Here is a 25,585-nt window from a genome sequence, read left to right as displayed (position 1 = left end):
ACGATGTCACTTGAGATGCAGCTGGCCCAGCGTTCGGCGGGAAGGTCGAGGAAGAAGGACGATGAGCGGACAGAGGATCATTCCGGTGACATCGTGGTCGCCGGGGCGGTCGCTCGATCGAGACGATCCGGTGCGCCTCGTCGAGCTCGATCAGGTGATTCAGGAAGGCGATGAGCAGCGGCTCTCGCTCCCCGCGCCCCTCGGGGCGGGGCCGGCCGGGCTCGCGGGGGCAGGCCTCGGTCGACGCCTGCGCCCCGCGAGCCCGCTCGCGACGGGCTAGTTCGGGATGCCGTCGTGCTGGCAGGTCAGGCTGCAGCCGTCGCCGTTCACGCGGTTGCCGTCGTCGCACGCCTCGTAGAGGCTCTGCACCTTGCCGTCTCCGCAGTACGGACCGTAGACGCAGCCCGGCGCGCACTTGCCGTAGCCGCCGGTGTTGTTGCCGTCGCCGTCGTCGCACTGCTCGGTGCCGTTGCGGATGCCGTCGCCGCAGCGCGGGCCGAGCTGGCAGCGCGGGCCGCACTCGCCGTAGCCGCCGTCGTTCTCGCCGTCGTCGCACTGCTCGCCGGCCTGGACGACCTTGTCGCCGCACTGGGCGCCGAGGCGGCAGTTGTTGCTGCAGCCCGTGGCCTCGTTCGGCGGATCGCACTGCTCGCCCCACGCCTCGTCGACAACGTCGTCACCGCACTTGGCCGCCGGCGTGCAGTCAGGGAGGCAGCTGCCGTAGAAGCCGTCGTTCACGCCGTCGTCGCAGGTCTCCGTGCCGTTGACGACGCCGTCGCCGCAGTACGGCCCGTACTGGCAGAGCCCGGTGCACCCGCCGTACTCGCCGCCGTTCTCGTCATCGCCGAGATCGCAGTCCTCCTCCGACGGCTGGACGATGCCGTCGCCGCAGCGCGGGCCGTAGACGCACGCGGGGCCGCACTCGCCATACCCACCGTCGTTGAAGCCGTCGTCGCACTCCTCGCCGTACTGCGGCTGCGTCACCCCGTCGCCGCAGTGCGCGCCGAGCCGGCAGCTCACGCAGCCCGTGTCGTCCGCGCTGTCGCACTCCTCGCCCCAGTCCGCGTCGACGTTGTTGTCACCGCACGTCGGCGCCGGCGTGCAGCCCGGGGCGCAGGTGCCGTAGGTGCCGTCGTTCACGCCGTCGTCGCACGCCTCGGCGCCGTTGCGCACGCCGTCGCCGCAGTACGGCGCGTAGTTGCAGGAGGCATCGCACCCGCCGTAAGCGCCGTTGTTCAGCCCATCGCCGAGATCGCAGTCCTCCTCCGACGGCTGGACGATGCCGTCGCCGCAGCGCGGACCGTACAGGCACGCAGGGCCGCACTGCTCGTACCCGCCGTCGTTCACGCCGTCGTCGCACTGCTCGCCGAGCTGCGGCTGCGTGACCCCGTTGCCGCATTGCGAGGCGAGCCGGCAGTTCACGCAGGTCGAGTCGCCCGCCCTGTCGCACTCCTCGCCCCACTCCGCGTCGACGTTGTTGTCACCGCACCTCGGCGCCGGCGTGCAGCCCGTGGCGCAGGTGCCGTAGGCGCCGTCGTTCACGCCGTCGTCGCACGCCTCGGCGCCGTTGCGCACGCCGTCGCCGCAGTACGGCCCGTAGTTGCAGGTGGCATTGCACCCGCCGTACGCGCCGGTGTTCATCCCCTCGCCGAGATCGCAGCGCTCCTCCTCCGGCTGGACGATGCCGTCGCCGCAGCGCGGCCCGTACAGGCACGAGGGCGCGCAGCGGCCGTACCCGCCGTCGTTGATGCCGTCGTCGCACTCCTCGCCGAACTCCGGCTGCAGCACGCCGTCGCCGCAGTGCTCCCCGAGCTGGCAGCTCACGCAGGTCGTGTCGCCCGCCCTGTCGCACTCCTCGCCCCAGTCCGCGTCGACGTTGTTGTCACCGCACTGCGGGGCCGGCGTGCAGTTCGGGTTGCAGGTGCCGTAGAAGCCGTCGTTCACGCCGTCGTCGCACCCCTCGGTGCCGTTGACGACGCCGTCGCCGCAGAACGGCCCGATCTCGCACGACGTCGTGCAGCCGCCGTAGCCGCTCGCGGTGTTGCCGGAGCCGAGATCGCACGCCTCGTACGGCGCGTTGACCGCGCCGTCGCCGCAGCGGGGCGGGGCCACGCACCCCGGCGCGCAGGCGCCGGACGCGTTGGCGTACGTGCTGTTGTTGGCGCCGTTGTCGCAGGCCTCGGGGCCGTTCCTCACGCCGTCGCCGCAGTAGGCGCCGAGCTGGCAGTTGTTGCACTGGCCATAGCCCGTCCCGTTCTCGGGGCCGTCGTCGCACTCCTCGCCCGGCGTCACCACCGGATCCTCGACCCCGCACTGCGGCGTGCACACCGACGTGCCGGCGCTGAAGCCCGACAGCGTGAGCTGGTAGTTCGACCCGGTGATGTGGCGCTCGGCCTGGAACACAGCGATCTCGTAGACCTTGCCCGGCTCGAGGTTGAGGTTGACGACGTAGGGGTTGCGGCTCGGGCAGCCTTCGTTGGTGCTGCAGGGGGTCACGCGGGCGTTGCCGTTGTCGAGGATGGTCACGCTCTCCTGGGCCTGCCCGTGGATGCCGCCGATGTCCGCGGTCAGCGTGTTCTTGATGAACACCCAGACGTCGTCGTCACCGAAGAAGGTGAGCACCGGATCGGCCTCGGCGCCGTTCGGCATGAACTGGAACCAGTACCGGACCTCGCTCGTGAAGTAGAAGTTGTGCCCGTCGGTGCGCGTCCTCTCCCGCCCGTCGGCCACGAAGCTGTCGAGCACGGGATCGCCGTTGGGCGGGCTCCGATCCACCGGCCAGAACGGGCTCCGCTCGTACACGAACCGGCCGGAGCCGGGGGGCGTCTCGATCAGCTCGATCGTGGTGGAGAGCCTCCTGTTGAAGTTCGGGTTGTCCCGGTACCACCACTGGAAGTTGTTTTGCCCCGAGGTCCAGCCGGTCGCGGCGCGCGGCGTGGTGAAAGGGTTCCCGTAGGCGTTCACGGGCTTGCCGTCGCCGTCGAGCGTCGTCAAGACGGTGCCGTCGAGCTGCCCGCTGCCCGAGGGCTCGATCTCGAAGTCGAAGTGCCCGATGATGTTGTCCGTCAGGTTGGCATCGCACTCGGTGTTGCTCACGTTGCGGTTGTAGTCGGTCGGACACCAGCCGATGAAGTCGCGGATGACCATCGGCAGCCGCATCTCGGAGGGCGTCACGGTGCAGAGGTAGCCCGGCTCGACGGTGCACTCGGCCGAGCAGCCATCGCCGCTCTCGGTGTTGCCGTCGTCGCACTGCTCGGTGGGATCGCCGGGCAGGAGGATGCCGTCGCCGCACGCCGAGGTGCACTCGCCGCCGGGGCAGGTCGGCTCGCGCTTGCAGTCCGGCGTGCAGCCGTCGCGCCAGTCGCCGTTGCCGTCGTCGCACGCCTCGGTGCCCTCGCGGAGGCCGTCGCCGCAGACGGAGAAGCCCGTGCAGTCCTGGGGTTCGCCGTCGTCGCACACGCTGCCGGCCTCGATGCGGCAGGTCTCGTCGCAGCCGTCGCCCGGGAAGAGATTCCCGTCGTCGCACTGCTCGGCGCCGACCTTGATCCCGTCGCCGCAGACGGTCTTGCACGGGAACCCGACGCGCGAGCAATCCCAGCCATCCTCGATGATCTGGCAGTCGGCGCTGCAGCCGTCGCCGCCGGCCGGGGGCTCCCCGCCGTCGTCGCACTGCTCGCTCCCGTTCACGCGGCCGTCGCCGCACACGGGCGGCGGGGGCGGGTTGCAGAAGCCGCCGGCCGGCGGGCACGTCCAGCCCACCTCGATCTTGCACTGCGAGGTGCAGCCGTCGCCGCCGACAGGGCTCGCCTCGCCGCCGTCGTCGCACTGCTCGCCGAGCTGCACCACGCCGTCGCCGCAATAGGTCCTCTCGGTGCAGGGCTGGCCCGGCCGGCAGATCCAGCCCTCCTCGAGCCGGCAATCCGACGTGCAGCCGTCGCCGGACACGGGCGGGCTCTGGCCGTCGTCGCACTGCTCGCCGCCGTTCACGCGGCCGTCGCCGCACCGGTAGACGAGGATGCACGGCTCACCCGGCTCGGGGCACACGTACGCCGGGTCCACCGTCTTGCAGTCGGCGCTGCAGCCGTCGCCGCCCGCGGTGTTGCCGTCGTCGCAGATCTCGCCGGGATCCACCGCGCCGTCGCCGCACCGGATCAGCAGCTCGCACGGCTGCCCCGGGGTCGGGCAGTTGTAGAAGGACTCCTGCCGGCACAGGCTCGAGCAGCCGTCGCCGCCCGCGGTGTTGCCGTCGTCGCACACCTCGCCGGCCTCCCTGCGGCCGTTGCCGCAGACGGGCAGCTGCGTGCACGGCTGGCCGGGCCGGCTGCACTGATATCCCTCCTCGCGCATGCAGTCGGCGCTGCAGCCGTCGCCGGACACGGGCGGGTTGCCGCCGTCCTCGCATTGCTCGGAGCCGTTCACGCGGCCGTCGCCGCACCAGTAGAGGAGGGTGCAGGGCACGCCCGGCGTGGGGCACGAGTAGATCGGCTCCACCGCGCTGCAGTCGGCGGCGCAGCCGTCGCCGCTCACGTTGTTGCCGTCGTCGCAGACCTCGCCCGGATTGATATCGCCGTCGCCGCACCAGATCAGCAGCTCGCACGGCTGCCCCGGGGTCGGACAGGCATAGAACGCCTCCTGCCGGCACAGGGTGGAGCAGCCGTCGCCGCCCGCCGTGTTGCCGTCGTCGCATTGCTCGCCGCTCTCCAGGCGGCCGTTGCCGCAGACGGGCAGGCGCTCGCAGGCTTGCCCGGGCCGCGGGCAGACGTAGCCCGGCTCGCGCATGCACTCGGCGCTGCAGCCGTCGCCGGACACGGGCGGGTCGCCGCCGTCCTCGCACTGCTCGCCGTTGTTCACGCGGCCGTCGCCGCAGCGATAGAGGAGGAGGCAGGGCTCACCCGGCTTGGCGCACACGTAAAGCGGGTCGAGCGCCTTGCAGTCGGCGCTGCAGCCGTCGCCGCCCGTCGTGTTGCCGTCGTCGCAGAGCTCGCCGGGATCGATCGCGCCGTCGCCGCACCGGATCAGCAGCTCGCACGGCTGCCCCGGCGTCGGACAGTTGTAGAAGGACTCCTGCCGGCAGAGGCCCGAGCAGCCGTCGCCGCTCGCCGTGTTGCCGTCGTCGCACGTCTCGCCGGCCTCCTTGACCCCGTTGCCGCAGACCGGCAGGCGCTCGCAGCGCTGTCCGGGCCGCGAGCACGAGAAGCCCGCCTCGCGCTTGCAGTCCGCGCTGCAGCCGTCGCCGGACACCTTGTTGCGGTCGTCGCACGTCTCCGAGCCGTTCACGCGGCCGTCGCCGCAGTCGTAGAGGAGCGTGCAGGGCTTGCCCGGCATCGGACAGACGTACGAGGGGTCGACCGAGTAGCAATCGGCGCTGCAGCCGTCGCCATCCACGGTGTTGCCGTCGTCGCAGAACTCGCCCGGATCGACCACGCCGTCGCCGCACGCGATGGTCAGCACGCACGGCGCGCCGGGCGTGGGGCACTCGCAGTAGGGCTCGATCTCGCACAGGCCGGAGCAGCAGTCGCCCGGCAGGCTGTTGCCGTCGTCGCACGTCTCGCTGGCCTGGTTGATCTTGCCGTCGCCGCAGGCGGGCTGTTGAGGCAGGTTGCACTCGGGGGGCGGGTCGTCGCCGGCGCAGGGATCCGGCGTCTCTCCGCCGCTGCCGCCCGAGCCGACGCTCCCGGCGAAGTCGATGCCGCCGCTCCCGGCCTCGCCGCCGGAACCACCGGAGTTCGTGCCGCTCCCCGAGCCGCCTGCGCCGGGGTTGCCCGTGGAGGGCGCGTCCCCTCCGCAGGCGGCAGCTACTTGCATCAATCCCACCGCCAAAGCCAGATAAGACGTTCTCAAACTCACGACACACCTCGACGAACAGGAGCGGATGCGCTCGGGCAGGAAGTCGGACGACCCTGCTCCAGGGTAGCCCGGGCGCCCTTCGCACCTCTAGGCGAAAATTACTTCACCCTCGTCCACTCGGGCACATCGCCACGACAACCCGTTCTCGGCGGACTCCAAGGGAGCTCCGCTGACGAATGACGCGCATTGCGCGATGCAGCGTCGGGTGGAGTCGGTGCTTCCTTTCTGCTGCTATGGCACGAGCGAGCGCCCGGCGTCGCACCCCGGTTCACGCTTGACATTTGCGCTCCGACTGGAGATCGCAAAATAGTTTGTGCTCAAATTAAATGCGAGCGCCGCGAGCAGGGCGTTGCGCGCCGCGGTCCCGTCCTGCGTCTCGGCCGACCCCGCGCTCCGGGAGGGTCGCGCGGCTCAGCCCGCTTTCACGCCCCCGGCGCTCCGGAAGACGATCGCGGCCCCGAGCGCCGCCGCGGCGGGAACGAAGAGGTCGCCCGACGCGCGCCGGACCCTCGGCGCGCGCCGGGCGGCCGAGGTAGATCTCGTAGCGGCGCTCGACATCGCGCAGCGCCGCCCGGGCGACGCAGAGCACGGCGTCGACGAGGTCCACCGCGCCGTTCGGATGATCCATGGCGAGCTGCGCCTCGAGCAGCTCCGCCGCCGGGTCCTCCGCCATCGCGAGCCTCCCCTCGGGCGCGCGTCCTGCCCCGGCGTCCTCCGGAGCGTCGCTGTCGAGCTCGATGAAGCGGAGCGGCTCCATCCGAGGTCCCTTTGCGGTGTCCACCGGCCGTCGAACCGCGCTGACGCCCCCGTGGCGGATGCCCTCGGAGCTCAGCCTGCCGGCCACGGCGTCTGCGTCAGGGGTCTTGAAGACGAGGATGTGCAGGCCCTGGAAGCGGGCGAGGCTCGAGCCCTTCCTTCATGTCGTTCACGACGTGGCCGACGTGGTGCAGGTGATCGATGTCACGACCCATTCAGGTCACCTCCGCCTCCTGGGCTCAGGATGTCGGGACCGCAGCAGGAGGCACCGGCGGTACGCCGCCGGAGCCTATCCGACGGCGCGGGGTGGTTCGAGCCGCGATCGCCGAGCGCGAGCCTGTGCCATGCGCGCGTCACGGAAGATCCGTAGTCCGGGCGCGGCAGTGGTGCTGTCCCGGCCACGAGAGGCCGGGAGTTGTTTCTGTCGTTTTCCAGGGATGGCGGATCGCGCAAGAAATCTTCTGTCATATCGAGATCTGGGTTGGAGGGCGACGAAGGTGGCCCCGATCTCCGAATGTCAGCCCGAGACGAGCGTCGCGGTTCACCCTTGACTTCCGCGATCGGTATGCCTTTCCTTCGCCCTGGGCCACCTCCACTGGAAAGGCTGATGCAGATGACGCCTCCTTCGGAAAATCAGATTTCAAGTTGCTCACGCCGACCGCCCCCATGGCGGTCCCATTCGATGACGATCCTGAGGGTGCCGCTGCTGCTGGTCGGGCTCCTGGGCGTCGCGCTCACAAGCGCCTGCTCCTCGAGCGGCGCCAATGGGTCGAACGGGACGACCGGGGGCGGTGGCGCCGGCCTGAGCGGCGGTGGCGGCGACGATGGCGTCGGGGGCTCGGGCGGCGTCGTCCCTGGGAGCGGAGGCGGCACGGGCACGGGCGCGGGCGCGGGCGCGGCAGGCTCGACCGGGACCACAGGTGGAGAGTCGGGCTCCGACGAGGTGTATCTCGTGCCGGACTCCCTGCCGGACGAGACCGGCGCAGACCTCTGGCTCAGGTACCCGCAAGTCCCGATTCCGGGGCGCCTCGGGGAGTATCAGGCGGCTTTCAAGCGCGTGATCAAATCGGGGAGCGGCGCGAGCCTCGACATCGCCGAGGCCGAGCTCGTCAAAGGCCTGAGCGGTCTGACCGGCGCGACGGTCGAGGCCGGCGCGGCCGTCGAGGGCCCGGGCGCCGTGGTGATCGGGACGGCCACCGCCGACATCATCAAAGACCTGCCGCTCGCCGCGCGCCTCGCCGCCCTGGGCCCCGAGGGCTACCTCATCGAAGCCGCCGACGTGGGCGGCCAATCGGTGATCGCCGTGGCGGGCAACACGGAGGTGGCCGTGCTCTATGGCACCTTCGCGCTCCTCCGGCACGTCCAGAGTCACAGCGCTCTCTCGAAGCTGTCGCTCTCCGGCTCTCCCAAGATCGAGCACCGCATCCTGAACCACTGGGATAACCTCGATCGCTCGGTGGAGCGCGGCTACGCGGGCCGATCCATCTGGGACTGGAATGCGCTGCCGGGCACGCTCTCTCCCCGCTACAAGGACTATGCGAGAGCCAACGCATCCATCGGCATCAATGGAACCGTGCTCACGAACGTGAACGCCAACGCACAGGTCCTGACGGCCTCGTACCTCACGAAGGTCAAGGCGCTCGCCGATGTCTTCCGTCCTTATGGCATCAAGGTCTACCTCACGGCCCGCTTCAGCGCCCCGATCGAGATCGGCAATCTGAACACGGCCGATCCGACCAACGCCAGCGTCAAGCAATGGTGGGCGAACAAGGTGGACGAGATCTACCGGCAGATCCCCGATTTCGGGGGCTTCCTGGTGAAGGCGAACTCCGAGGGGCAGCCGGGGCCGCAGGACTACGGGCGGAACCACGCCGACGGCGCCAACATGCTCGCCGACGCCCTCGCGCCTCACAAGGGCATCGTGATGTGGCGCGCCTTCGTCTATTCGGACGACAGCCCCCCGGACCGCATCAAGGAGGCGTACGAGGAGTTCAAGCCTCTGGACGGCAGGTTCAAGGGCAACGTCCTCGTGCAAGCCAAGAACGGTCCCCTCGATTTCCAGCCTCGAGAGCCGTTCCATCCGCTGTTTGGCGCCATGCCCAAGACGCCCCTGGTCCTCGAGCTCCAGATCACGAAGGAGTATCTCGGCGAAGATACGCACCTCGCCTATCTCGGGCCGATGTTCGAGGAGGTCCTCAAGGCGGACACCCACGCGGACGGCGCGGGCTCGACCGTGGCGCGGGTCATCGACGGCACCCTCCATGACTATGCGACCACCGCGATCGCGGGCGTCGCCAACGTCGGTGACGACGCGAACTGGACCGGGTCCCACATGAACCAGGCGAACTGGTACGTGTTCGGACGGCTGGCATGGAATCCAGACCTCTCCTCGGAGGCCATCGCCGACGAGTGGGTCCGCCAGACCTTCTCGAGCGACCCCGTCGTCCGCGAGCCGGTCGTCGATATGATGATGAAATCCCGCGATGCGCTCGCCGACTACATGACGCCTCTCGGCCTGGTCCACATCATGGGCAACGACCATCACTACGGGCCGGCCCCATGGTCGAACACCCTGAGTCGCGCGGAGTGGAACCCGGTCTACTATCACAAGGCGAACGAGAGCGGCATCGGCTTCGACCGGTCATCGTCGGGCAGCAACGCTGTCGCCCAGTACTTCGGGCCGGTGCGACAGCAGTTCGGGAGCCGGGAGACGGTGCCCGAGGATCTCCTGCTCTTCTTCCACCGCGTCGGCTGGAAGGACGAGCTGAGCTCGGGGAGGACGGTCTGGGAGGAGCTCGTCCATCAGTACAGCAGCGGCGTCGATGAGGTGGGGCTCATGCGAGAAGCATGGGAGTCGGTCAAGGGGCGTATCGACGAGAAGCGCTTCGGCAACGTGACCGAGTTCCTGAAGATCCAGCACTACGAGGCGCGCTGGTGGCGCGACGCGTGCCTCGCCTACTTCGGCCAGGTGTCGAAGCTCCCGATCCCGAGCGGCTACGCCGCCCCGGCGAACTCGCTGAGCTTCTACCAGGGGCTCCGCTGCCCAAGCGACGTGAAGAAGCCCCGCTGCTCGCAGGTCTACACGGGCGACCCGTCGCCGGCCATCCTCCCGTAAGCGTAGCCGGTCGGCTCGGCCTGGCCCGAGCGGCTCGCGCGAGCCCGCCGGGGAGGCGCGCCGCGAGCCTGTCAGGGGCTCGGGTCGCCATTTCTACATGAACCACGTGAAGAGCGGATTCCGTGCCGTTCGCCCGGCAGCCAGCTCAGGCTGAACCGGGCGGGCCGGACCCGGAGAGCGCCGGCTGGGCGTAGGTCCTCAGCCCGGAGGACCTGCCGAAGCACGCTGCACGGCCCGGTCGAGGCGATCGGCTGCACCGCCATCCCGGTGTGTGCTCCCAGGCGTCCACGCTGAGATCGTCGTGTGCCGGCCCCGTGGTGTGCTCGCCCCGCTGCGCCTGGAGCATGCCTGTTGCAGATGGCCGGGCGGCGGGATCGACCCCCGCGCTGCGCTCCTTGACCCTCCTTGCTGGACTCATATAGTCAGCGAGACCGTTGGGCTGCACACGCTGCGTGTCTGCCTGGCCATCGAGCACACGACCGCAGCGGCGCGCGGGTTGTGGACGTGCGCGCCGTTCACCCATCATCCACCATCACGATGTCGGAGGTTCGAATGGATCATCTGATTCGGAAGATCGCCCAGGACCGTCTCTGGAACCAGTGGGTCACGGCCAACTCGGTCGATGAATCGACGCTCGAAGCCGGCTACATCTCGAAGAAGGAGGGCTGCATCTCGAAGAAGGAGGGCTGCATCTCGGAGAAGGCCGGCTGCATCAGCTGACAGGGCCACCCGGTCGGCGGGCGAGGCGGGAGGTCGTCGCTTCTGCGACCTTCTGCCTCGCTTGATCCCGGTCCTGGAGGGCAGCACGATCTACAGCCTCATCGTGTCGAGCGTCCGCAACCCCTGGATGCCGCTGATCCGCTATCGCTCGGGCGATTGCGCCGAGACGGTCGACGGCTCCCCCGACCCGCGCCGCATCCGCCGGTTTTGCGGGCGTGAGCGGGAGCTGCTGCGGCTCGAGCGCGGCGGCCTCAGAGCTCCAGCAGGAATGGCAGTGGACCGAGCGATACGCCACCCAGCCGGAGATCCTGCGCTATCTCGACCACGTCGTGGACAGGTTCGATCTCCGCCGGGACATCCAGCTGAGGACGCGCGTGACCGCGGCTCTCTTCGACGAGGGCGCGGATCGGTGGGCGCTCGGGACGGGTCAGGGCGAGAGCGTGTCCGCCAGGTTCCTGGTCCTGGCGACGGGCTGCCTGTCCGTCGCGAAGACGCCCGATATCGAGGGGATCGAGCGCTTCCAGGGCGAGCGGCACCACACGAGCCGCTGGCCGCAGGAGGGCGTCGACTTCACCGGCAAGCGCGTCGGCGTCCTCGGCACGGGCTCGACCGGCGTCCCCTACAGGAAGAGGTGCGAGGAGATAGCGGCCCAGCATTGCGAGGGGTTCGCGCTGTCGAGGGCGGGGTGAAGGACCGCGGCGGGCGGGCTCCCTGCCCGGCTCCCCGTCTGCGGGAGAGCAAGAATCCAACGCGCGAAAGCGCTCCTCCCGCAGGGCTCCCGCAATATGCAGGAGGAATGCCGCTCGAGCGCCGCGCACCGAAGCGTCACGACCCGGCGGTCGGCCCGCATCCACCCGGCATCGGGGATGCACGCAGCGTCCCGCAGAGCCGGGTTGTGCCACGACCTCAGCCATCGTAGGGTAAATGCCGCTCGTGGACGGGACGACGCTGAACGGCAGGTACACCCTTGGCCGATTGATCGGCAAGGGGGGAATGGGGGCCGTTTACGAGGCCGACGATGTCGCGCTTGAGCGCCGCGTCGCCGTGAAGATCCTCTCGCCGGAGCTTGCCCATGGCCGGTCTGCCCTGGGCCGGTTCGAGCGCGAGGCGAGGGCGGCGAGCGCCATCCGGACCGAGCACATCGTCCGCGTGCTCGACGCCGGCGTGGACCAGGAGACGGGCTCGCCCTTCCTGGTGATGGAGCTCCTCCGCGGCGAGGATCTCGCGCAGGTCCTCGACCGCCTCGGCCCGCTGCCTCCCGGGCTCGCGCTCCGGATCGTGGCCCAGGCGTGCATCGGCCTGCAGAAGGCGCACGAAGCCGGGGTCCTGCACCGGGACATCAAGCCGGCGAACCTGTTCCTCGCGCGGCGCGAGGAGGACGGCGGGCTCGTCGTCAAGCTGCTCGACTTCGGCGTCGCCAAGATCCGGCCAAGCCACGATCCTCGCCGAGAGACCACGGGATTGACGCGGTCCGGGTACATGCTCGGGACGCCGCGCTACATGTCCCCCGAGCAGGCGCGGGCCATCAAGGACATCGGTCATCGGACCGACGTCTGGTCGCTCGGGGTCGTGCTTTACCGCGCGCTGGCCGGGCGAACGCCGACCGAGGACGTGAAGGCCGTCGGCGATCTCATCGCCGCCCTGGTCGTCGACCTGCCCGCGCCGGTCCAGGAGTTCGCGCCGTGGGTCTCGCCCGAGGTCGCCGCCGTCATCGACGGCGCGCTCCAGTACCAGCCGGCCGACCGGTATCCGAGCGCCTCGGCGATGCTCGACGCGATCCTGCCGCTGCTCGGCGACGACCCGCTGTCGCTGGACGAGAGCATGCTTGTCCCCCTGATGCCATCCGAGCGCCTCGCCGTCGCCCCACGGTTCGAGCCCCGGGTGAGGGCGCGCGTGCCCCGGCGGTCCAGGATCCATGCGGCCGGCGCGGAGCGGTGGAAGGACCTCCCCGAGGGCAGCATGACGGCGCTCCCGCACGAGACGACGCTCAGTGAGGACTACCGCGTCCACGAGCGACCGCCGAGCGAGCCCGCGCCGCCGCCGCGCCGGGGCCTGAGGAGATTGCCGCTCTCGGCCCTCGCGTTGCTCGTCGCGAGCCTCGGCTGGGCCGCGGTGCTCCGGCCGGCCGACGCGCCCAGGACGGCGTCCTCCGGTGTGCAGCGTGCGATCCGCGGCGCGCTGGAGGCGCTCTCCGTCCAGCGCCCGGCGCCCTCGCCGGCGCCCGAGCCATCCGCCTTCGCGCACCGGATCGGGCTGGCGGCCGTCGTCGAGCAGCCCTCGGTCGAGATCGACAGGGCGCCTGCGGCCCTGAAGGGCGGGAAGCCTCGGCCCGCAGCGACGGCGAGCGCGGCGCCTGCCCGCGCGGACACGAGCGACCCGCTCATGCCTCAGCGCCTCGAGTAGCCGCGCTCGAGGGGGGTGCAGTCCTTTGAAGATGAAGGCGGGAAGGGGGGAAGAAGACCCTGAGGATCTTCGTGACTCCCCGACTTCGTGTGAAACCTCTCTGGGCAAATGACGGCACCACCGCGCGGTCAGCGGAACTCGTCGACGTTCATGTTGTACCGCCGGATCCACCGGTGCACCTGCGCGCGATCTCTTCCGAGCTCGCGCGCCACCGCGGCGACGTTTCCCCGCTGCTGCACAAGGAGCTCCCGCAGCGCCTTCTCGTCCGGGGAGGTCCGCGGCGGCAGCGCCCCCTTCGGCGCGTACGCTCCCTCGTGCGCCGAGAGCGCCGCCCCGTCCTCCGGGATCAGCGTGGCGCGGGCATCGTCCGTGGGCGGGAGCGGAGGCGCCGAGCTCCGGGCTCCGTAGGTCCTCATCCGGTTCCGGATCTCGTCGCTGACGTCCTGGAGATCGAGCTCGGGGCCGCGAGCCGTGGCGGCCCAGCGCTTGATGAGCGTCTCGAGCTCTCGCACGTTGTAGGGAAAATCGTGGTGGAGCAGGCTCGCCATGAAGGCCATGCTGGGGCGCACCTCGGGCCGGTCGTGGCGTCTCGCGAGCGCGACGCAGAGCGAGAACATGTCTTCCTTGCGCTCGCGCAGGGGGGGCAGGGTGATGCTGAATTCGTTCAGGCGAGCGAACAGGTCGGCGCGGAAGGCGCCGGCCTGCTGGAGCGCGTCGAGATCGCGGTGGGTGGCGGCGACGATCCGCACGTCGACCTGCTCGGGTTGCGCCGCGCCGAGCGGCGTGATCTCCTTGGACTGGATCACGCGGAGGAGCTTCGCCTGGGCCTCCACGGGCATATCCCCGATCTCATCGAGGAGGAGCGTGCCCTGGTGCGCCGCGCGGAGGATGCCCATCCGGTCGCGGTCGGCGCCCGAGAACGCGCCGCGCCGGTGTCCGAAGAGCTCCCCCTCGACGAGCGTGGCGGGGATGGCCGCGCAGTTGACGGCCTGGAGCGGCCCGCGCCTGCCGCTCCAGTCGTGGAGCTGCTCGGCGAAGATCTCCTTTCCCGTCCCGCTCTCGCCGAGGATCAGCACCGACAGCTCGCTGCGCGCGATCTCGCGCACGCGCCCGGCGAGGCGCTGGCTCTGGTAGCCGCCGACGATCCGGCTCGTCGAGAAGCGCGGCCGGGCCTCCTCCGGCGCGTCCGGATCGTCGAAATACGCGCCGTCGATGCGGTAGTGCGCGTAGGCCTCGGCGTCGCTCTCGACGAACTTGAAGATGGCGTCGCCGATCCGGATCTCGTCGAGGTGCGCGAGGACGGCCTCGGTCACGAACTCCCCGTTATGGATCGTGCCGTTGCGACCGCCGAGATCGGAGAGCTGCCAGACGCCCCCGCGCAGCTCGATGCGAGCGTGTTGGCGCGATGCTGTGCGGGTCGGTATGTAGATGTCCGCGCTCGGGTCGCGGCCGAGGATTGAGCCTGACTCGGACAGGGGGTACGCCGGGCGAAACTGCTCGTAGTTGGGGGCATAGAGCAGCACGATCCCGGCCCCCGAGCTCGCGTGCCGGAAGGTCGGCACGTAAATCTGCATCGATGCCGTGGTGCTGAGGCTCTTCGTCGATGAACTTCTGTCGCCGGGCATTGAGTGGGCGATACTACCAAACCTCCGACGGCATCGGTAGACCGATGCGTGGTGAGAAGCCCGCGGAGCACGATCGCAGCGGCGACGCCCGACGAGGGCGCCGCATGGAGCTCCCGGCCGCCGCTGTAAGAGCGTCCCGGTGTACCGTGCCCGTATTCCGTATACCGTTCCCGCCTGACGCCTGCCGTCTCGCCTCTGCGGTGGAGAGCGGGAGCTCCCGCTCTCCACCGCAGAGGCGAGCCGGTAGGGCGGGGCCGCTGCGGGGGATCGGCCGATGGGCCGTGAGAGCGGTTGGCTGTAACACCGGAGGCGCAAGCTCTCCGCAGCGCCGGTCGCTCGCGGCGCCCAGGGAGCCATGTGGACAGCTCGGCCCAGGTGCCGCCTTAGGAGCGCTCTGGGCCACGCGCTCCCACCGTGTGGCCCTGTGTCGGGCGTGAGGTGTCGAGTCGACGGCGGGCTTCGCCTGTCAACCTCGCGTTGACGTGGTTGACGGCCCCGCGCGACAGCGGCGAGCATGCCTTGAAGCCGGAACGCTCGAACCGCGGTTCTTCGGCCGGAAAAATGCAACAATAGCGTGTATTTGGACGATCTCGGGCAAAGTCGCTTCGTGGCCCGAGCGTTGCTTTGGAGACGGAGACCTGTCGAGACGCGCGGCGGGGCGCTGCATCGAGGCGAGGGGCGCAGAGCCCTGGACCGTCGAGCAGGTTGAGATCTTCTGACAGGCTTGGCGACGAGCTCGGTCGCGCGGAGTGCAACCAACGAGGGATGATATCATGAGCTTGAAATGGGTCGGTGCTTTGGGGTCGCTGCTGTCGCTCGCTCTTGTCGGCTGCATCGCGGCCGACGAGGGCGAGGTGGACATGGATGCGACGAGCGATGCGCTCAGCGTCGTCAAGATCCAGGCGGAGGATCAGTCCTGGTCCATCTCCTCCGGCGACAGGATCGAGGACAACGCGGACAACGTGAAGCTCCGCGCCAACCAGAGCGGCGATACCTTCAAGTTCTCCAGGTCGGTCGCGTCCGGCAAGTACGAGATCGTCCTCCGGTATGCCAAGCGGAACGTGTACGGCAAGTACGAGCTGAGCGCGAACGGCTCCTCGGTCAAGTCCTTCGACGCCTATACCTCCGCCACGGGCGACAGCTGGACGACGGCGAAGCTCGCGGAGAAGTCGCTCTCCGGGAACGTCGAGTTCACCTTCAAGGTCACGGGCAAGAACTCGTCCGCGTCCGGCTACGACCTCAAGATCGACTATATCGAGCTCGTCCCGGTGGGCGGCGGCGACTCGGGCGGCGGCTCCACGACGACGGGGGGCGGCGGCGTCGTCAGCTCGACGATCGTCGTGAAGGCCGGCGAGACGTTCGACGGCGGCGGCAAGCGGTTCATCGCCGACAAGAACACGCTCGGCGACGGCAGCCAGAAAGAGGGGCAGAAGCCGGTGTTCAAGCTCGAGGACGGCGCGAGGCTGAAGAACGTCGTCCTCGGCGCTCCGGCCGCCGACGGCATTCACACGTACGGCAACGTCACGCTCGAGAACATCGTCTGGGAGGACATCGGCGAAGATGCCCTGACGGTCAAGAAGTCCGGCACCGTGGTCCTGAACGGCGGCTCCGCGAAGAACGGCGACGACAAGGTCTTCCAGATCAACGCGGCCAGCACGTTCAGGGTCTCGAATTTCAAGGCGGAGAACGCGGGCAAGTTCATCCGGCAGAACGGCGGCACCGACTTCAAGGTCGACGTCTTCATCGACCGCTGCGACATCTCGAAGATGAAGGAGTCCATCTTCAGGACGGACAGCAGCAGCAGCAGCGTGACGATGACGAACACCCGCTACAGAGATATCGGCAAGGAGCTCTTCATGGGCGTGAGCTCCTCGAAGATCACCACGTCCAACAACACCCAGTACTGATCCGCGCGCGGTCGCGGACGCCCGGCGATCTTGCGGGCGACGGGGGAGGTGAAGGCGAGCCACAGCTGCATCGGTGAAGGATGGCCTGCCCCGGCGAGCGGCGACAGGCCTCCGCTCACGCTCGCCGCCCACCCCGCCATCACGGTCACCCCCCCCGGCGAGCGTCGCCGCCCGCTACCGCTCACCGAGGCTGTGAGGCATCGGACGTGCCGGTGAGCTTCGCCTTCGCCAGATGGTTCATCTCGAGCTTCTTCTCCGCGTCCATCGCCGCGGCCGTGCCGGTGCCCGCGATCGTCACCGACGCCTCGGCGAGCGCATAGATCGTGAACTCGTAGGTGTCGGTGTTGGCGTTCCCGCCGGCGAAATTGGGGCAAGGCCCGAGGTAGTTGTTGTTCTGCTTGGCGCCTATCGACGCTGCGTCCTTGAACTCCTCGGGCAGCGAGGTGACGTCGGCGGGAATGTTGTAGATGACCCAGTGATAGCCGTTAGCCACGGGCGGCGTCTGGGTCGCCAGGGTGACATCGATGAAGGTGATGGCGTAGCTCTTCGTCCCCGGAGGCCCTGCGGTCCAGTTGAGCTCCGGCAGGAGGCTGTTCTGGAAGCCGGCGGCCGCGCAGGTGTACTTGTCGGCGAACTCGGCGCCTTCCGCGTGATTGGGGCTCGTGAGCGTGAATGCACCGGAGGGCTCGCCGCCGCCGCCGGCCTCTCCACCCACGCCGCCGCCGCCGCCGCCGTCTCCCGCGCCACCCGCCCCGCCGCTCCCTGAGGTCGCCGACGAGGCAGAGCTGCTGGACGAGCTCGTGCTATCGGTGCCAGTGCTGGTGGTGGCTCCACCGCTCGTCGCGGCGCCGCCGCCGCCGTCCCCCGACGGATCGGGGTCACTGCTGGAGCAGTTGAGCACGGCGAGCGGCAGGCCTACGAGGACGAGGCATCGAACGCTACGAATGAACCTGTTCGTGAGGATATGCATTGGCGGATGATGTCACATCCGCGCTCCGGCCGGAATGTGTCATTCGTTGACTTCACGACAATTATCCGCAATTTGGCGGTACATTTCCCGGCGCGGCGCGCGACCTGTTGTCGATGGCATTGCGGAGATATGCTCAGCAGGTACGCGCTCTCCTGTGCAGCAGAATTGGAAATGCCTCCGGATAATGCTGTCTGGCGGCGTGAATGAGGAACCCTGCAAGAGGTGCGCGGCGCCCGTGGCTCAGGCGGGGATCACTTCCAGTTGATGGTGGCCCATCCCCTGGCAGGCAGCTCGAACTGCAGCTTCTTGCCGCCCACGGCGACGACCGCCTGCTTCGCGGCTCCAGCGTTGTACATGACCGCGACGAGGGTGCCGTCAGGGTTCTTGAAGGCCAGCGCATCACCGCCGCTCGTCGCGACGACCTTGGCGCCCGGATCGACGTACTGGGAGACGTGGCGGAAGACGTAATAGGCCGGCGTGATGTTCAGCTTCTTCCCCGGAACGTCCACCGCCAGAAGCGCGTTCTGCGCCCAGGGCCGCACCGTATCCAGGCTCCTGCCCACCGTGTCCAGCACCATGTTCCAGGCGGAGTAGGCGTTCACGCCTTTCTTGATCCAGTCCCTGATGAGGCCCCAGCTCTCCACGGCATACGCATGGTCGTTCGGGGCCTTGCTCTGGTCGGTCCCGCTCTGCCAGGGGTAATTGCCGCACTTGTGCTCGGTCTGCCAGATGGCCAAGCCCTTGTCCAACCGCAGGCCGGTGAAGGTGTCCAGCATGCCCCACTGGAAGCCGTAGCCTTTGACGTAGGACCTGGCGGCGGCGTTGTCCATGACGGTGGTCACGATGTCGCCGTCCGTCTGGGTGTTGGACATGGTGCCGACGAAGATGTCGGCGCGGATGCCCCGCTCCTCGAACGTCGGCCCCAGATGGCTCCCGATGAACTTGGCCATCAGCGCTCCCGTCCAGAGACAGGACGGATAGTCCTGAGGGAAGCCTGGCTCGTTCTGCGGGTGGACCGCCTCGATCGTGATGCCTTCCTTGCCGTACTCCTCCACGAACCTGGCGAAATAGAGGGCATACGCGTCCAGGTTCGCGGCGTTGTCCTTCATGTTGCCGCGATCGTACGCGTTGTTGTCCTTCATCCACGGGGGAGGCGTCCAGGGGCTGCCCCAGAAGTGGATGTCAGGATTGACCGCCATCGCCGCCTTGATGAAGGGGATCAGCTTCTCCCTGTCCCGCGCGATGGAGAAGCTTTCCATCGACGTGTCGTTGGCCTTGTCGTTCAGCGTGTGGCGGCTCGTGGCATAGTCGCTCGCCCCGATCGGGATCCTGCCATAGATGAATTTGGCGCCGTCCGCCGCGTCGAACAGGAGCTTGATCGCCCTGTCTCGATCTTCGGGGTCGAGCGCGGCGAGGGCTTCCCAGCCCTTCTCATTGAAGGTTCCGCCGAAGCCGGCCCAGTCCTGCGCCGTGGAGCCGTCGTTGACGGTCACATCGGCGGTCTCGCCCGTGACCTCGGTCACCGTCCCCTCTTTCCAGTAGGCGTCTGGGCTGGAGGTGATCAACACAGGTTCAGGCGTCGGCGGTCCCTCCGTGGGGGGCGCGCCGCCTGCCCCTGCCTCGGCGACTCGCGCAGCTCGGTCTCGTCGCGTTCGCGGATCGCTTCTCTCTGGGGGCATCGTCCTGGCGCAGAGCGCGGCGCGCGCTTTCCGCAAAGTCACATTCCCGAAGCGTTCGGTTCTGATCATCGATCCTCACCGCGCGCACACCGACCCGGCCGTTTCCTGCCTGTGCGGTGTCACCGACGCTGTAAATTTCGACGTGCTCGCCGTCGTCAACCGGGCGGAGGGCGAGCCGCTCCCGGGGCCACCTCCCGGCGGCGGCTCCCGGGGCCGCTTACTTCGCGCAGAGCCCCGGCCGGCGCCGGTCCCACGGCGCGGCCTGCTCGAGCTGGCCGGCGAGCCGCAGCATGGTGGCGTCGTCCGCGTACCGGCCCGCGAACTGCACCCCGACCGGCAGGCCGTCGGCGGTCACGTGGAGCGGCACCGACATGGCCGGGCTCCCATTCACGTTGAACAGGGGCGTGAACGCCGCGAACTCGAAGAGCCGGTCCAGCCAGGCCTCGGCCCCCACGGCCGGATCGCTCGCGTCGAGCGTGCCGGGCGGGATCGGGAGCGTGGCCAGCGTCGGCGTGAGCAGGACGTCGAACTGCGTGAAGAACTGCCCGAGCTCCCGCGAGAGCTGATCGCGCGCGACGAGCACGTCGTGCACATCCACGGCGCTCATCCTCCGGCCGGCCTCGGCCATGGTCAGCGTGGCCGCCTCGAGCGTGTCGGGCCCCGGCGCGAGCCCGAACAGCGGGCAGACGCGATCGAGCAGGTGGGCCTGGTACGACAGCAGCATCCTGAAGGCGATCCGCACCCGCTCCCAGTCGATCTCCGGCCGCGCCGGCACGACCTCGTGCCCCAGCTGCTCGCACAGCGCCGCGGCCCGGCGAACCGCCAGCTTGCATTCGTCGTGCACCGGCACCCCGCTCCAGGCGGCGTCGCTGAACGCGATCCGCAGCCGCCCGGGCGGCATGCGCGCCTCCTCCAGGAACGACCGCGGCCCCGGCGGCGCGAAGTACGGCGCGCCCGGATCGGGCCCGGCGATCGCGTCGAGCAGCGCCGCGCTGTCCCGCACCGAGCGCGTCAGCACGTGGTCGGTGGCGAAGCCCATCAGGACCTCGCCCTCGATCGGGCCGGTCGGGACGCGGCCGCGCGTGGGCTTCAGCCCGAAGAGGTTGCAGCACGACGCCGGGACGCGGATCGACCCGGCGACGTCGTTGCCGTGGGCCATGGGCACCATCCGCGCCGCCACCGCGGCCGCCGCGCCGCCGCTCGAGCCGCCGGGCGTGCGATCCGGGCGCCACGGGTTGCGCGTCGGCCCGTGCGCGGCCGGCTCGGTGACCACGTTGAGGCCGAGCTCCGGGGTGTTCGTCTTGCCCAGCGACACGAGCCCCGCGCGCCGGAAGCGCGTCATGAGCTCGTCGTCCGCGGGCGACACGAGGCCCTGGAAGAGGCGAGAGCCCATGCCGGTCGGCGTGCCCGCGACGAGGAGGCCGAGGTCCTTCACAAGGTACGGCACGCCGGTGAACGGCCCCTCCGGGAGCCCCGCGCGGATCGCCCGCTCGGCGTCGTCGCGCAGCGAGGAGATCACCGCGTTGAGCGCCGGGTTCACCTGCTCGACGGCGGCCGACGCCACGTCCATGAGCTCGGCAGGGGTGACCTCGCGCCGGCGGACCAGCTCCGCGAGGCCCAGGGCATCGAAGGCGGTGTACTCGGAGATCTTCATGGTGCAGGTCCCTTATACGAGGCCGACGCGCGCGACGGGGTGAAGAAAGGAGCGGCGCGTGGCAATGCGCTCCGGGTCATTGCAATGCGCTCCGGTCGTCGCATCGGCTCACGAGGCGCCGCGACGAGGCGCGCCTATCCCGAGGAGGTCTCCCGGCGGCGACCTTCCGGGCGCTTCGGGGGCTTCTGCGCGGCAAGCTCGCTGTCGGGCAGCTTGCCGCTCCCCTGCTCGACGAGCTTCTTGTCGTACCAGGGCCGCGACGAGTGCGCGCGGAGGACGTACGCGAGCGCGAGGGCGCCGAGGAGCGGCACGGCGACGAAGGCGGCGGAATGCACCGTCACGTCGGGGCCGAGCGTGCTGGCGGAGGGCCACGACGGGACGTAGCGCGCCTTGATCCGCTGCACCCCGCGGAGCCGGACGAAGTCGGTGTGGGACGCCTCGTCCGAGAGGGCGACGCCGTCGGCGGTCCGCATCGAGACCTCGAAGTGGGTCTCGTCGTCGCCGCGCTCGCGTTTCTTGAGATCCGTCACGCCGACGTCGACCGTCTCCCCCAGCCAGAGGCGCGCGTGGAAGGGCGCGAACGCGGCGTTGAACGCGAGCGCCGCGACGGCGGCCACGACGGCCCACCGCAGGTGGAACGCGGCCCTGCGCGCGAACCGCTGTCCGAGCGGCTCGGACGAGAGGAGCATGGGCCGCCAGGGCGGGGGCACGAGCACGTATCCCTGCGCCACGCCGCGGTACCCCTGGGTCGGCGCCTCGGGATCCGGCGCGCGCCGGAGCTCGCCGACCGCGAAGACCTGCTCGTCGGGCACGAGCTCGGCCACGCGAACGCGCCTCTGGCGATTGACGAGGATCATGCCGTCGAGCGCGTCGACGAGCTGCACGTCCTCGCCCGGCTCGACGCGGATGCGGGCGCCGGAGGCGTGGCGAAGGTAGAAGGGGTGGACCCGGACCTTGCGGTCGGTCTCGGACCACTCGTGGCTCCAGACCCCGGAGCTCTCGGTCTCGGACCCCTCCTGCTCGACCTCGACGCGCACGGCCACGTCCGCGCCTTGCTCCCGCTCGACGGTGCCCTTGACGACGGCCTCGCCGGGCGCGAGCGCGACGCCGGGGTTGAACGAGGCATCGGCCTGCGCGGCGGCGCGGCGCTCCCGGACCGACGCCCGGAGCGCCTTGGCGGCGAGGGCGAGCAGGCCGGCCGTCGCGACGACGTACACGAGGAGCAACGACAGCCAGGTGTCGAGGTGGTAGCGGCTCGCGAGCAGCCACGTCGGGTGGTCCATGGCCGGCCATGAGAGCGCAAACCGGGGCGCCCGTGCGAAAAACCCGGTGTTGCCCGGGGCCCGGGCCGCGCCCACCCTCCGGAGGAACGATGTCCGCGCCGCCGTCTCCCTTCCGCGTCCACGAGCCCGCCACGCCGGGGCCGGTCGTCGTCGAGGTCCCGCACGCGGGCCTCGTCGTGGACGAGCTCGCGGCGCGCTTCACCCGCGTGCCGGAGCGCGCCCTCGTGGCCGACGCGGACATCGCGGCGGACGCGCTCTTCGGCGACGTCGCGCTCGAGGGCGCCGCGCTCGTCGTCGCGACGCTGAGCCGCTTCGTCATCGACCTCAACACGTCCCCGCGCGTGCCCACGCCCTACGAGGACAAGCTCCCCTACGGGCTGCGGGAGGTGCGGCGGCGGTCCGCGAGCGGCGAGCAGTGGCTCGAGAGCCCGCCGCCCCGCGCCGAGGTCGAGCGCCGCGTGCGCGAGGTGCTCGAGCCGTACCACGCGGAGATCGCCGCGCGCCTCGCCGGCGCGCGCGCGCGTCATGGGGTCGCGATCCTGGTCTCGGCGCACAGCTATCCCGACGTCATGTTCCCGGGCGTGGCCGACGTCGTGCTCGGGACCCGGGGCGGCGCCAGCGCGGCCGCGTGGGCGCGCGACGCGGTCGCCGCGGTCGCGCGCGCGCACGGCCTCTCGCTCGCGCTGGACGACCCGTTCCCCGGCGGCCACGCGGTCGAGCGGCACGCGCGCCGCGACGAGGGGGTGCACGCGCTCCAGATCGAGATCGCCCGCCGGCTCTACTGCGACGCGCGCTCGCTTGCCCCTCGCCCCGAGGACGTCGCGCGCCTCCGGGACTTCACGCGCAGCGCCGTGGCCGCGCTCACGGCCGCCGCGCGATGACACGGCGCGAGGCTGCCGCGCAAGGCCGCGTTCGTGCGATGACGCTGCATGAATCCACTGTCGCGCGATAACGCGGTACGATGATGCTGCAAAAATCCGTCTTCGAGCGAAAGTTCGGCACGATCTCGCGGTGCGTGCACGCCCGCGAGGCTGCGCTGCCCGGCGCCAGACGCGTACAGGTGCGCGCTCGTCCCACCGCTGGATCCGCTGTTCCGTTGCGCCGCCCGGGAGCAGGCGAGCGTTGACGCCGCGGCGCGACGCACCGAGATTCCGCCCTCAACACCCAGGCTTGGGATGGGGAGGCTCTTGATGCGCCACGACGGTCTCACGCTCTCGTGCTCGGCGCTCGCCAGCGTCGCTTTCATCGGTTTCCGGGGCACCGAGCACGTCTCGCAGCCGTACGAGTTCGAGCTCTTCTTCTCCGTCCCCGCGAACACCGACGTGCGCAAGGCGGTGGGCGAGCGCGCGACCGTGCGCGCGGGCCGCGGCGAGGAGAACGACCCCTTCGTCCTGCACGGGGTCATCGCGAGCGTGCGCCTCCTGCACCAGAACGCGGACCGGGCGCTCTACCAGGCGCTGCTCGTGCCGAAGCTCTGGCTCCTGCGCCACTTCTGGCGCAGCCACGTCTTCACGAACCAGCCCGTGAAGGAGTTCCTCTCGTCGACGCTCCAGAGCGGCGGGCTCGCGACAAGCGAGTTCCGCTTCTCGATCGACGAGGGCGACTACCCGAACGAGGAGTTCGTCGCGCAGTACCGCGAGACGCACCTCGCGTTCTTCCACCGGTGGCTCGAGCGCGAGGGGCTCTATTACTTCTTCGAGCACCCCGAGGACGGCTCGAGCGAGGTGCTCGTCATCGTGGACGACCGCGGGCTGCACGACGATTTCCCGGGCGGCGGCACGGTGCGCTACATCCCCCTCTTCGGCGACGACGTGACCGCGCCGCCGGGCCTGCACCACCTCGAGCAGGACGTGCAGTGGCTCCCGAAGAGCGTCACCATCGCCGACTACAACTACGCGAACCCGTCCGCGTCGGTGAAGGGCGAGAGCAGCATCACCGCGAAGGGGCTGGGCGCGATCCGCGAGTACGGCTACCGCGTCTTCCTGCAGAGCGACGCCGAGCGCCTCGCGCAGGTGCGCGCGCAGTCGATCGGCTGCCGCGAGGTGACCCTGCGCGGCAGCGGCGACATGCTCGGCCCGCGCGCCGGGTACCGGTTCTCGCTGGAGGACCAGCCGGCCGACGTCGGCGACCAGTGGCTCGCGCTGGAGGTGCACCACACCGCGTCGATCGCCGGGATCACGCCCGAGATCGCGCGGCTGACGCGGCTCTCGGGCAAGGACGTCTACGGCATGAAGCTGCTCGCGATCCCGGCCGACGCGCAGTTCCGCGCGCCGCAGACGACGCCGTGGCCGCGCATCTACGGGTTCGAGAACGCCATCGTCTGCGGCGCCGCCGACAGCCAGTACGCCCAGATCGACGCCGACGGCCGCTACCTCGTGCGCTTCGAGTTCGACACGAGCGGGCTGCCCGACGCGCGCGTCTCGACGCGGGTGCGCATGATGCAGCCCCACGGCGGGACCACGGAGGGCTTCCACTTCCCGCTGCGCAAGGGCACCGAGGTGATGATCGCCTTCCTCGGCGGCGACCCGGACCGGCCGTTCATCGCCGGGGTCGTGCCCAACGCGCACCGGCCGAGCGTCGTCGCGGAGCGCAACCACAGCCAGAACATCATCCGGACCGGCGCCGGCAACCAGCTCGTGCTCGAGGACGAGCAGGGCAAGGAGTTCATCTTCCTCCACACGCCGAACAACCGCACCGGCATCTACATGGGCACGCCGAGCGGCGGCCACTCCTCGGTCTACACGGGCGACGGCGAGACGCAGGTCGGCACGTTCCTGTCCCCCGAGAACGCCGACCCGGCGATCGCGGGCAGCAGCACCGTCAGCGTCACGTTCAGCTACCTCGAGACGACGGGGGGCGACGGCGGGTCCTGGATCGGCGGCGACTCCTGGGAGAACGTCGGCGGCAACAAGTTCAGCATGGTGGTGTGCAACCTCTGGGCGGGCGTCGGGGGGCTCTACACGCTCCAGGTCACCGGCGCGGCGGAGGAGACGTACTACGCGACGCGCACGACCACGATCAAGACGGGCCGCGTGGACACGGTCGAAGCCGGGGGCATGAAGCAGACGATCACCGACGGGATGGAGCTGACCATCACGAGCGGCGGGATGAAGCACGACGTCCACGGCGAGCTCACGCAGACGATCGAGCCGGGGGGCTCGTCGACGGTGACCGGACCGTGGAAGCACAAGGTCACGGCCGAGAACTTCGACGACTACAAGAGCTGGAAGACGGAGGTCGCCACCACCTGGAAGGGCCACTTCGGCGGGAACGTCGACCTGGAGAGCGACACGAGCTTCCTGATCAAGGCGCCCAAGGCGAAGATCACGGCCACCGACCTGAAGTGGGAGGTGCTCGGGATGACGTTCGACATCACGCCGAACAAGCACGAGCTCTACGTCTACAAGGGCGCGAGCGGCGTCCTCAAGACCGACCACGCCGCGCTGTACCAGACGCTGTACGGGCTCAAGCTCGAGTTCGTGGGGATCAAGCTCGACTATGTCGGGATGGACAAGAAGGCCGTCGGCGTGAAGCTGAAGCAGGTCGGCGCCTACGTGAAGCAGCAGGCGATTGGCGCGATCATCGGGGCGGTCCTCGCGCACCAGATCGCCGTGACGAAGCTGTGA

At 69.9% G+C, this 25,585-nt stretch carries 15 protein-coding genes and 2 pseudogenes; 10 read left to right on the top strand and 7 right to left on the bottom strand.

Going from position 1 to position 25,585, the window contains the following annotated elements; all coding sequences use genetic code 11:
• Positions 1-61: 61 nt before the first annotated feature.
• Entirely contained in the window at positions 62-280 is a 219-nt protein-coding gene (locus tag WMF17_RS25490) for a hypothetical protein (RefSeq protein WP_437643724.1), read from the top strand.
• Here WMF17_RS25490 and WMF17_RS25485 read toward each other — a convergent pair.
• Complete coding sequence (locus WMF17_RS25485; RefSeq protein ID WP_437643722.1) at positions 277-5,805, bottom strand: DUF4215 domain-containing protein; 5,529 nt, start codon at positions 5,803-5,805, stop codon at positions 277-279. The two genes, WMF17_RS25490 and WMF17_RS25485, sit on opposite strands and share 4 nt — an antisense overlap.
• Positions 5,806-6,169: 364 nt before the next feature.
• Positions 6,170-6,691, bottom strand: a complete 522-nt coding sequence (locus WMF17_RS25480) for a hypothetical protein (protein ID WP_437643720.1) — start codon at positions 6,689-6,691, stop codon at positions 6,170-6,172.
• Positions 6,692-7,285: 594 nt separating this feature from the next.
• Here WMF17_RS25480 and WMF17_RS25475 point away from each other — a divergent pair.
• From WMF17_RS25475 to WMF17_RS25455, 5 genes and pseudogenes are all read left to right on the top strand, one after another.
• Entirely contained in the window at positions 7,286-9,718 is a 2,433-nt protein-coding gene (locus WMF17_RS25475) for an alpha-glucuronidase family glycosyl hydrolase (RefSeq protein ID WP_437643718.1), read from the top strand.
• 552 nt (positions 9,719-10,270) lie between these two features.
• A complete protein-coding gene (locus WMF17_RS25470; protein WP_437643716.1) occupies positions 10,271-10,438 on the top strand; it encodes a hypothetical protein in 168 nt (55 codons plus the stop codon).
• 61 nt (positions 10,439-10,499) lie between these two features.
• A pseudogene (locus WMF17_RS25465) lies at positions 10,500-10,685 on the top strand (hypothetical protein); the annotation flags it as partial.
• Complete coding sequence (locus WMF17_RS25460) at positions 10,654-11,127, top strand: NAD(P)-binding domain-containing protein (RefSeq protein ID WP_437643715.1); 474 nt, start codon at positions 10,654-10,656, stop codon at positions 11,125-11,127. The pseudogene WMF17_RS25465 and the gene WMF17_RS25460, both read left to right, overlap by 32 nt.
• A 244-nt stretch (positions 11,128-11,371) precedes the next feature.
• On the top strand, positions 11,372-12,841 hold the full coding sequence (locus tag WMF17_RS25455) for a serine/threonine-protein kinase (RefSeq protein ID WP_437643713.1): 1,470 nt from the start codon (positions 11,372-11,374) through the stop codon (positions 12,839-12,841).
• 128 nt (positions 12,842-12,969) lie between these two features.
• On the opposite strand, the gene WMF17_RS25450 is transcribed toward WMF17_RS25455, so the two are convergent.
• Positions 12,970-14,415 (bottom strand): sigma 54-interacting transcriptional regulator, encoded by a 1,446-nt coding sequence (locus WMF17_RS25450; protein WP_437643711.1) that lies wholly within the window; start codon positions 14,413-14,415, stop codon positions 12,970-12,972.
• Positions 14,416-15,239: 824 nt separating this feature from the next.
• Between WMF17_RS25450 and WMF17_RS25445 the strand changes: the two are divergent.
• Together WMF17_RS25445 and WMF17_RS25440 are read left to right on the top strand one after the other, a co-directional pair.
• Positions 15,240-15,725: pseudogene (locus WMF17_RS25445) on the top strand (pectate lyase); the annotation flags it as partial.
• Positions 15,726-15,734: 9 nt separating this feature from the next.
• Entirely contained in the window at positions 15,735-16,373 is a 639-nt protein-coding gene (locus WMF17_RS25440) for a pectate lyase (RefSeq protein ID WP_437651388.1), read from the top strand.
• A gap of 181 nt (positions 16,374-16,554) precedes the next feature.
• Here WMF17_RS25440 and WMF17_RS25435 read toward each other — a convergent pair whose 3' ends face one another.
• The 4 genes from WMF17_RS25435 to WMF17_RS25420 form a co-directional block, all read right to left on the bottom strand.
• Positions 16,555-17,343, bottom strand: a complete 789-nt coding sequence (locus WMF17_RS25435) for a YbhB/YbcL family Raf kinase inhibitor-like protein (RefSeq protein ID WP_437595737.1) — start codon at positions 17,341-17,343, stop codon at positions 16,555-16,557.
• Positions 17,344-17,594: 251 nt separating this feature from the next.
• Positions 17,595-18,908 carry a glycoside hydrolase family 30 protein gene (locus tag WMF17_RS25430; protein ID WP_437643709.1) on the bottom strand — a complete coding sequence of 438 codons (1,314 nt, stop codon included), beginning with the start codon at positions 18,906-18,908 and terminating at the stop codon, positions 17,595-17,597.
• A 331-nt stretch (positions 18,909-19,239) separates the two neighbouring features.
• On the bottom strand, positions 19,240-20,676 hold the full coding sequence (locus tag WMF17_RS25425; protein ID WP_437643707.1) for an amidase: 1,437 nt from the start codon (positions 20,674-20,676) through the stop codon (positions 19,240-19,242).
• A 134-nt stretch (positions 20,677-20,810) separates the two neighbouring features.
• Positions 20,811-21,959: a hypothetical protein gene (locus WMF17_RS25420; protein ID WP_437643705.1), complete on the bottom strand. Its 1,149-nt coding sequence runs from the start codon at positions 21,957-21,959 to the stop codon at positions 20,811-20,813.
• A gap of 89 nt (positions 21,960-22,048) precedes the next feature.
• On the opposite strand from WMF17_RS25420, the gene WMF17_RS25415 reads away from it, so the two are divergent.
• Complete coding sequence (locus WMF17_RS25415; RefSeq protein ID WP_437643703.1) at positions 22,049-22,840, top strand: N-formylglutamate amidohydrolase; 792 nt, start codon at positions 22,049-22,051, stop codon at positions 22,838-22,840.
• A 309-nt stretch (positions 22,841-23,149) separates the two neighbouring features.
• Entirely contained in the window at positions 23,150-25,585 is a 2,436-nt protein-coding gene (locus tag WMF17_RS25410; protein WP_437595732.1) for a type VI secretion system Vgr family protein, read from the top strand.

The organism is Sorangium sp. So ce362, from assembly GCF_051519845.1.
Lineage (GTDB): Bacteria > Myxococcota_A > Polyangia > Polyangiales > Polyangiaceae > Sorangium.
The sequence above is the reverse complement of the archived record's forward strand: the minus strand, read 5'-3'. Positions and strand labels throughout refer to the sequence as shown.

What these genes read in the sequence shown, in the direction of transcription:
- WMF17_RS25475 (WP_437643718.1), top strand. Translation starts at nt 7,286, where the DNA reads ATGACGATCCTGAGGGTGCCGCTGCTGCTGGTCGGGCTCCTGGGCGTC.
- WMF17_RS25490 (WP_437643724.1), top strand. Translation starts at nt 62, where the DNA reads ATGAGCGGACAGAGGATCATTCCGGTGACATCGTGGTCGCCGGGGCGG.
- WMF17_RS25450 (WP_437643711.1), bottom strand. Translation starts at nt 14,415, where the DNA reads ATGCAGATTTACGTGCCGACCTTCCGGCACGCGAGCTCGGGGGCCGGG.
- WMF17_RS25470 (WP_437643716.1), top strand. Translation starts at nt 10,271, where the DNA reads ATGGATCATCTGATTCGGAAGATCGCCCAGGACCGTCTCTGGAACCAG.
- WMF17_RS25415 (WP_437643703.1), top strand. Translation starts at nt 22,049, where the DNA reads ATGTCCGCGCCGCCGTCTCCCTTCCGCGTCCACGAGCCCGCCACGCCG.
- WMF17_RS25410 (WP_437595732.1), top strand. Translation starts at nt 23,150, where the DNA reads ATGCGCCACGACGGTCTCACGCTCTCGTGCTCGGCGCTCGCCAGCGTC.
- WMF17_RS25435 (WP_437595737.1), bottom strand. Translation starts at nt 17,343, where the DNA reads ATGCATATCCTCACGAACAGGTTCATTCGTAGCGTTCGATGCCTCGTC.
- WMF17_RS25420 (WP_437643705.1), bottom strand. Translation starts at nt 21,959, where the DNA reads ATGGACCACCCGACGTGGCTGCTCGCGAGCCGCTACCACCTCGACACC.
- WMF17_RS25485 (WP_437643722.1), bottom strand. Translation starts at nt 5,805, where the DNA reads ATGCAAGTAGCTGCCGCCTGCGGAGGGGACGCGCCCTCCACGGGCAAC.
- WMF17_RS25425 (WP_437643707.1), bottom strand. Translation starts at nt 20,676, where the DNA reads ATGAAGATCTCCGAGTACACCGCCTTCGATGCCCTGGGCCTCGCGGAG.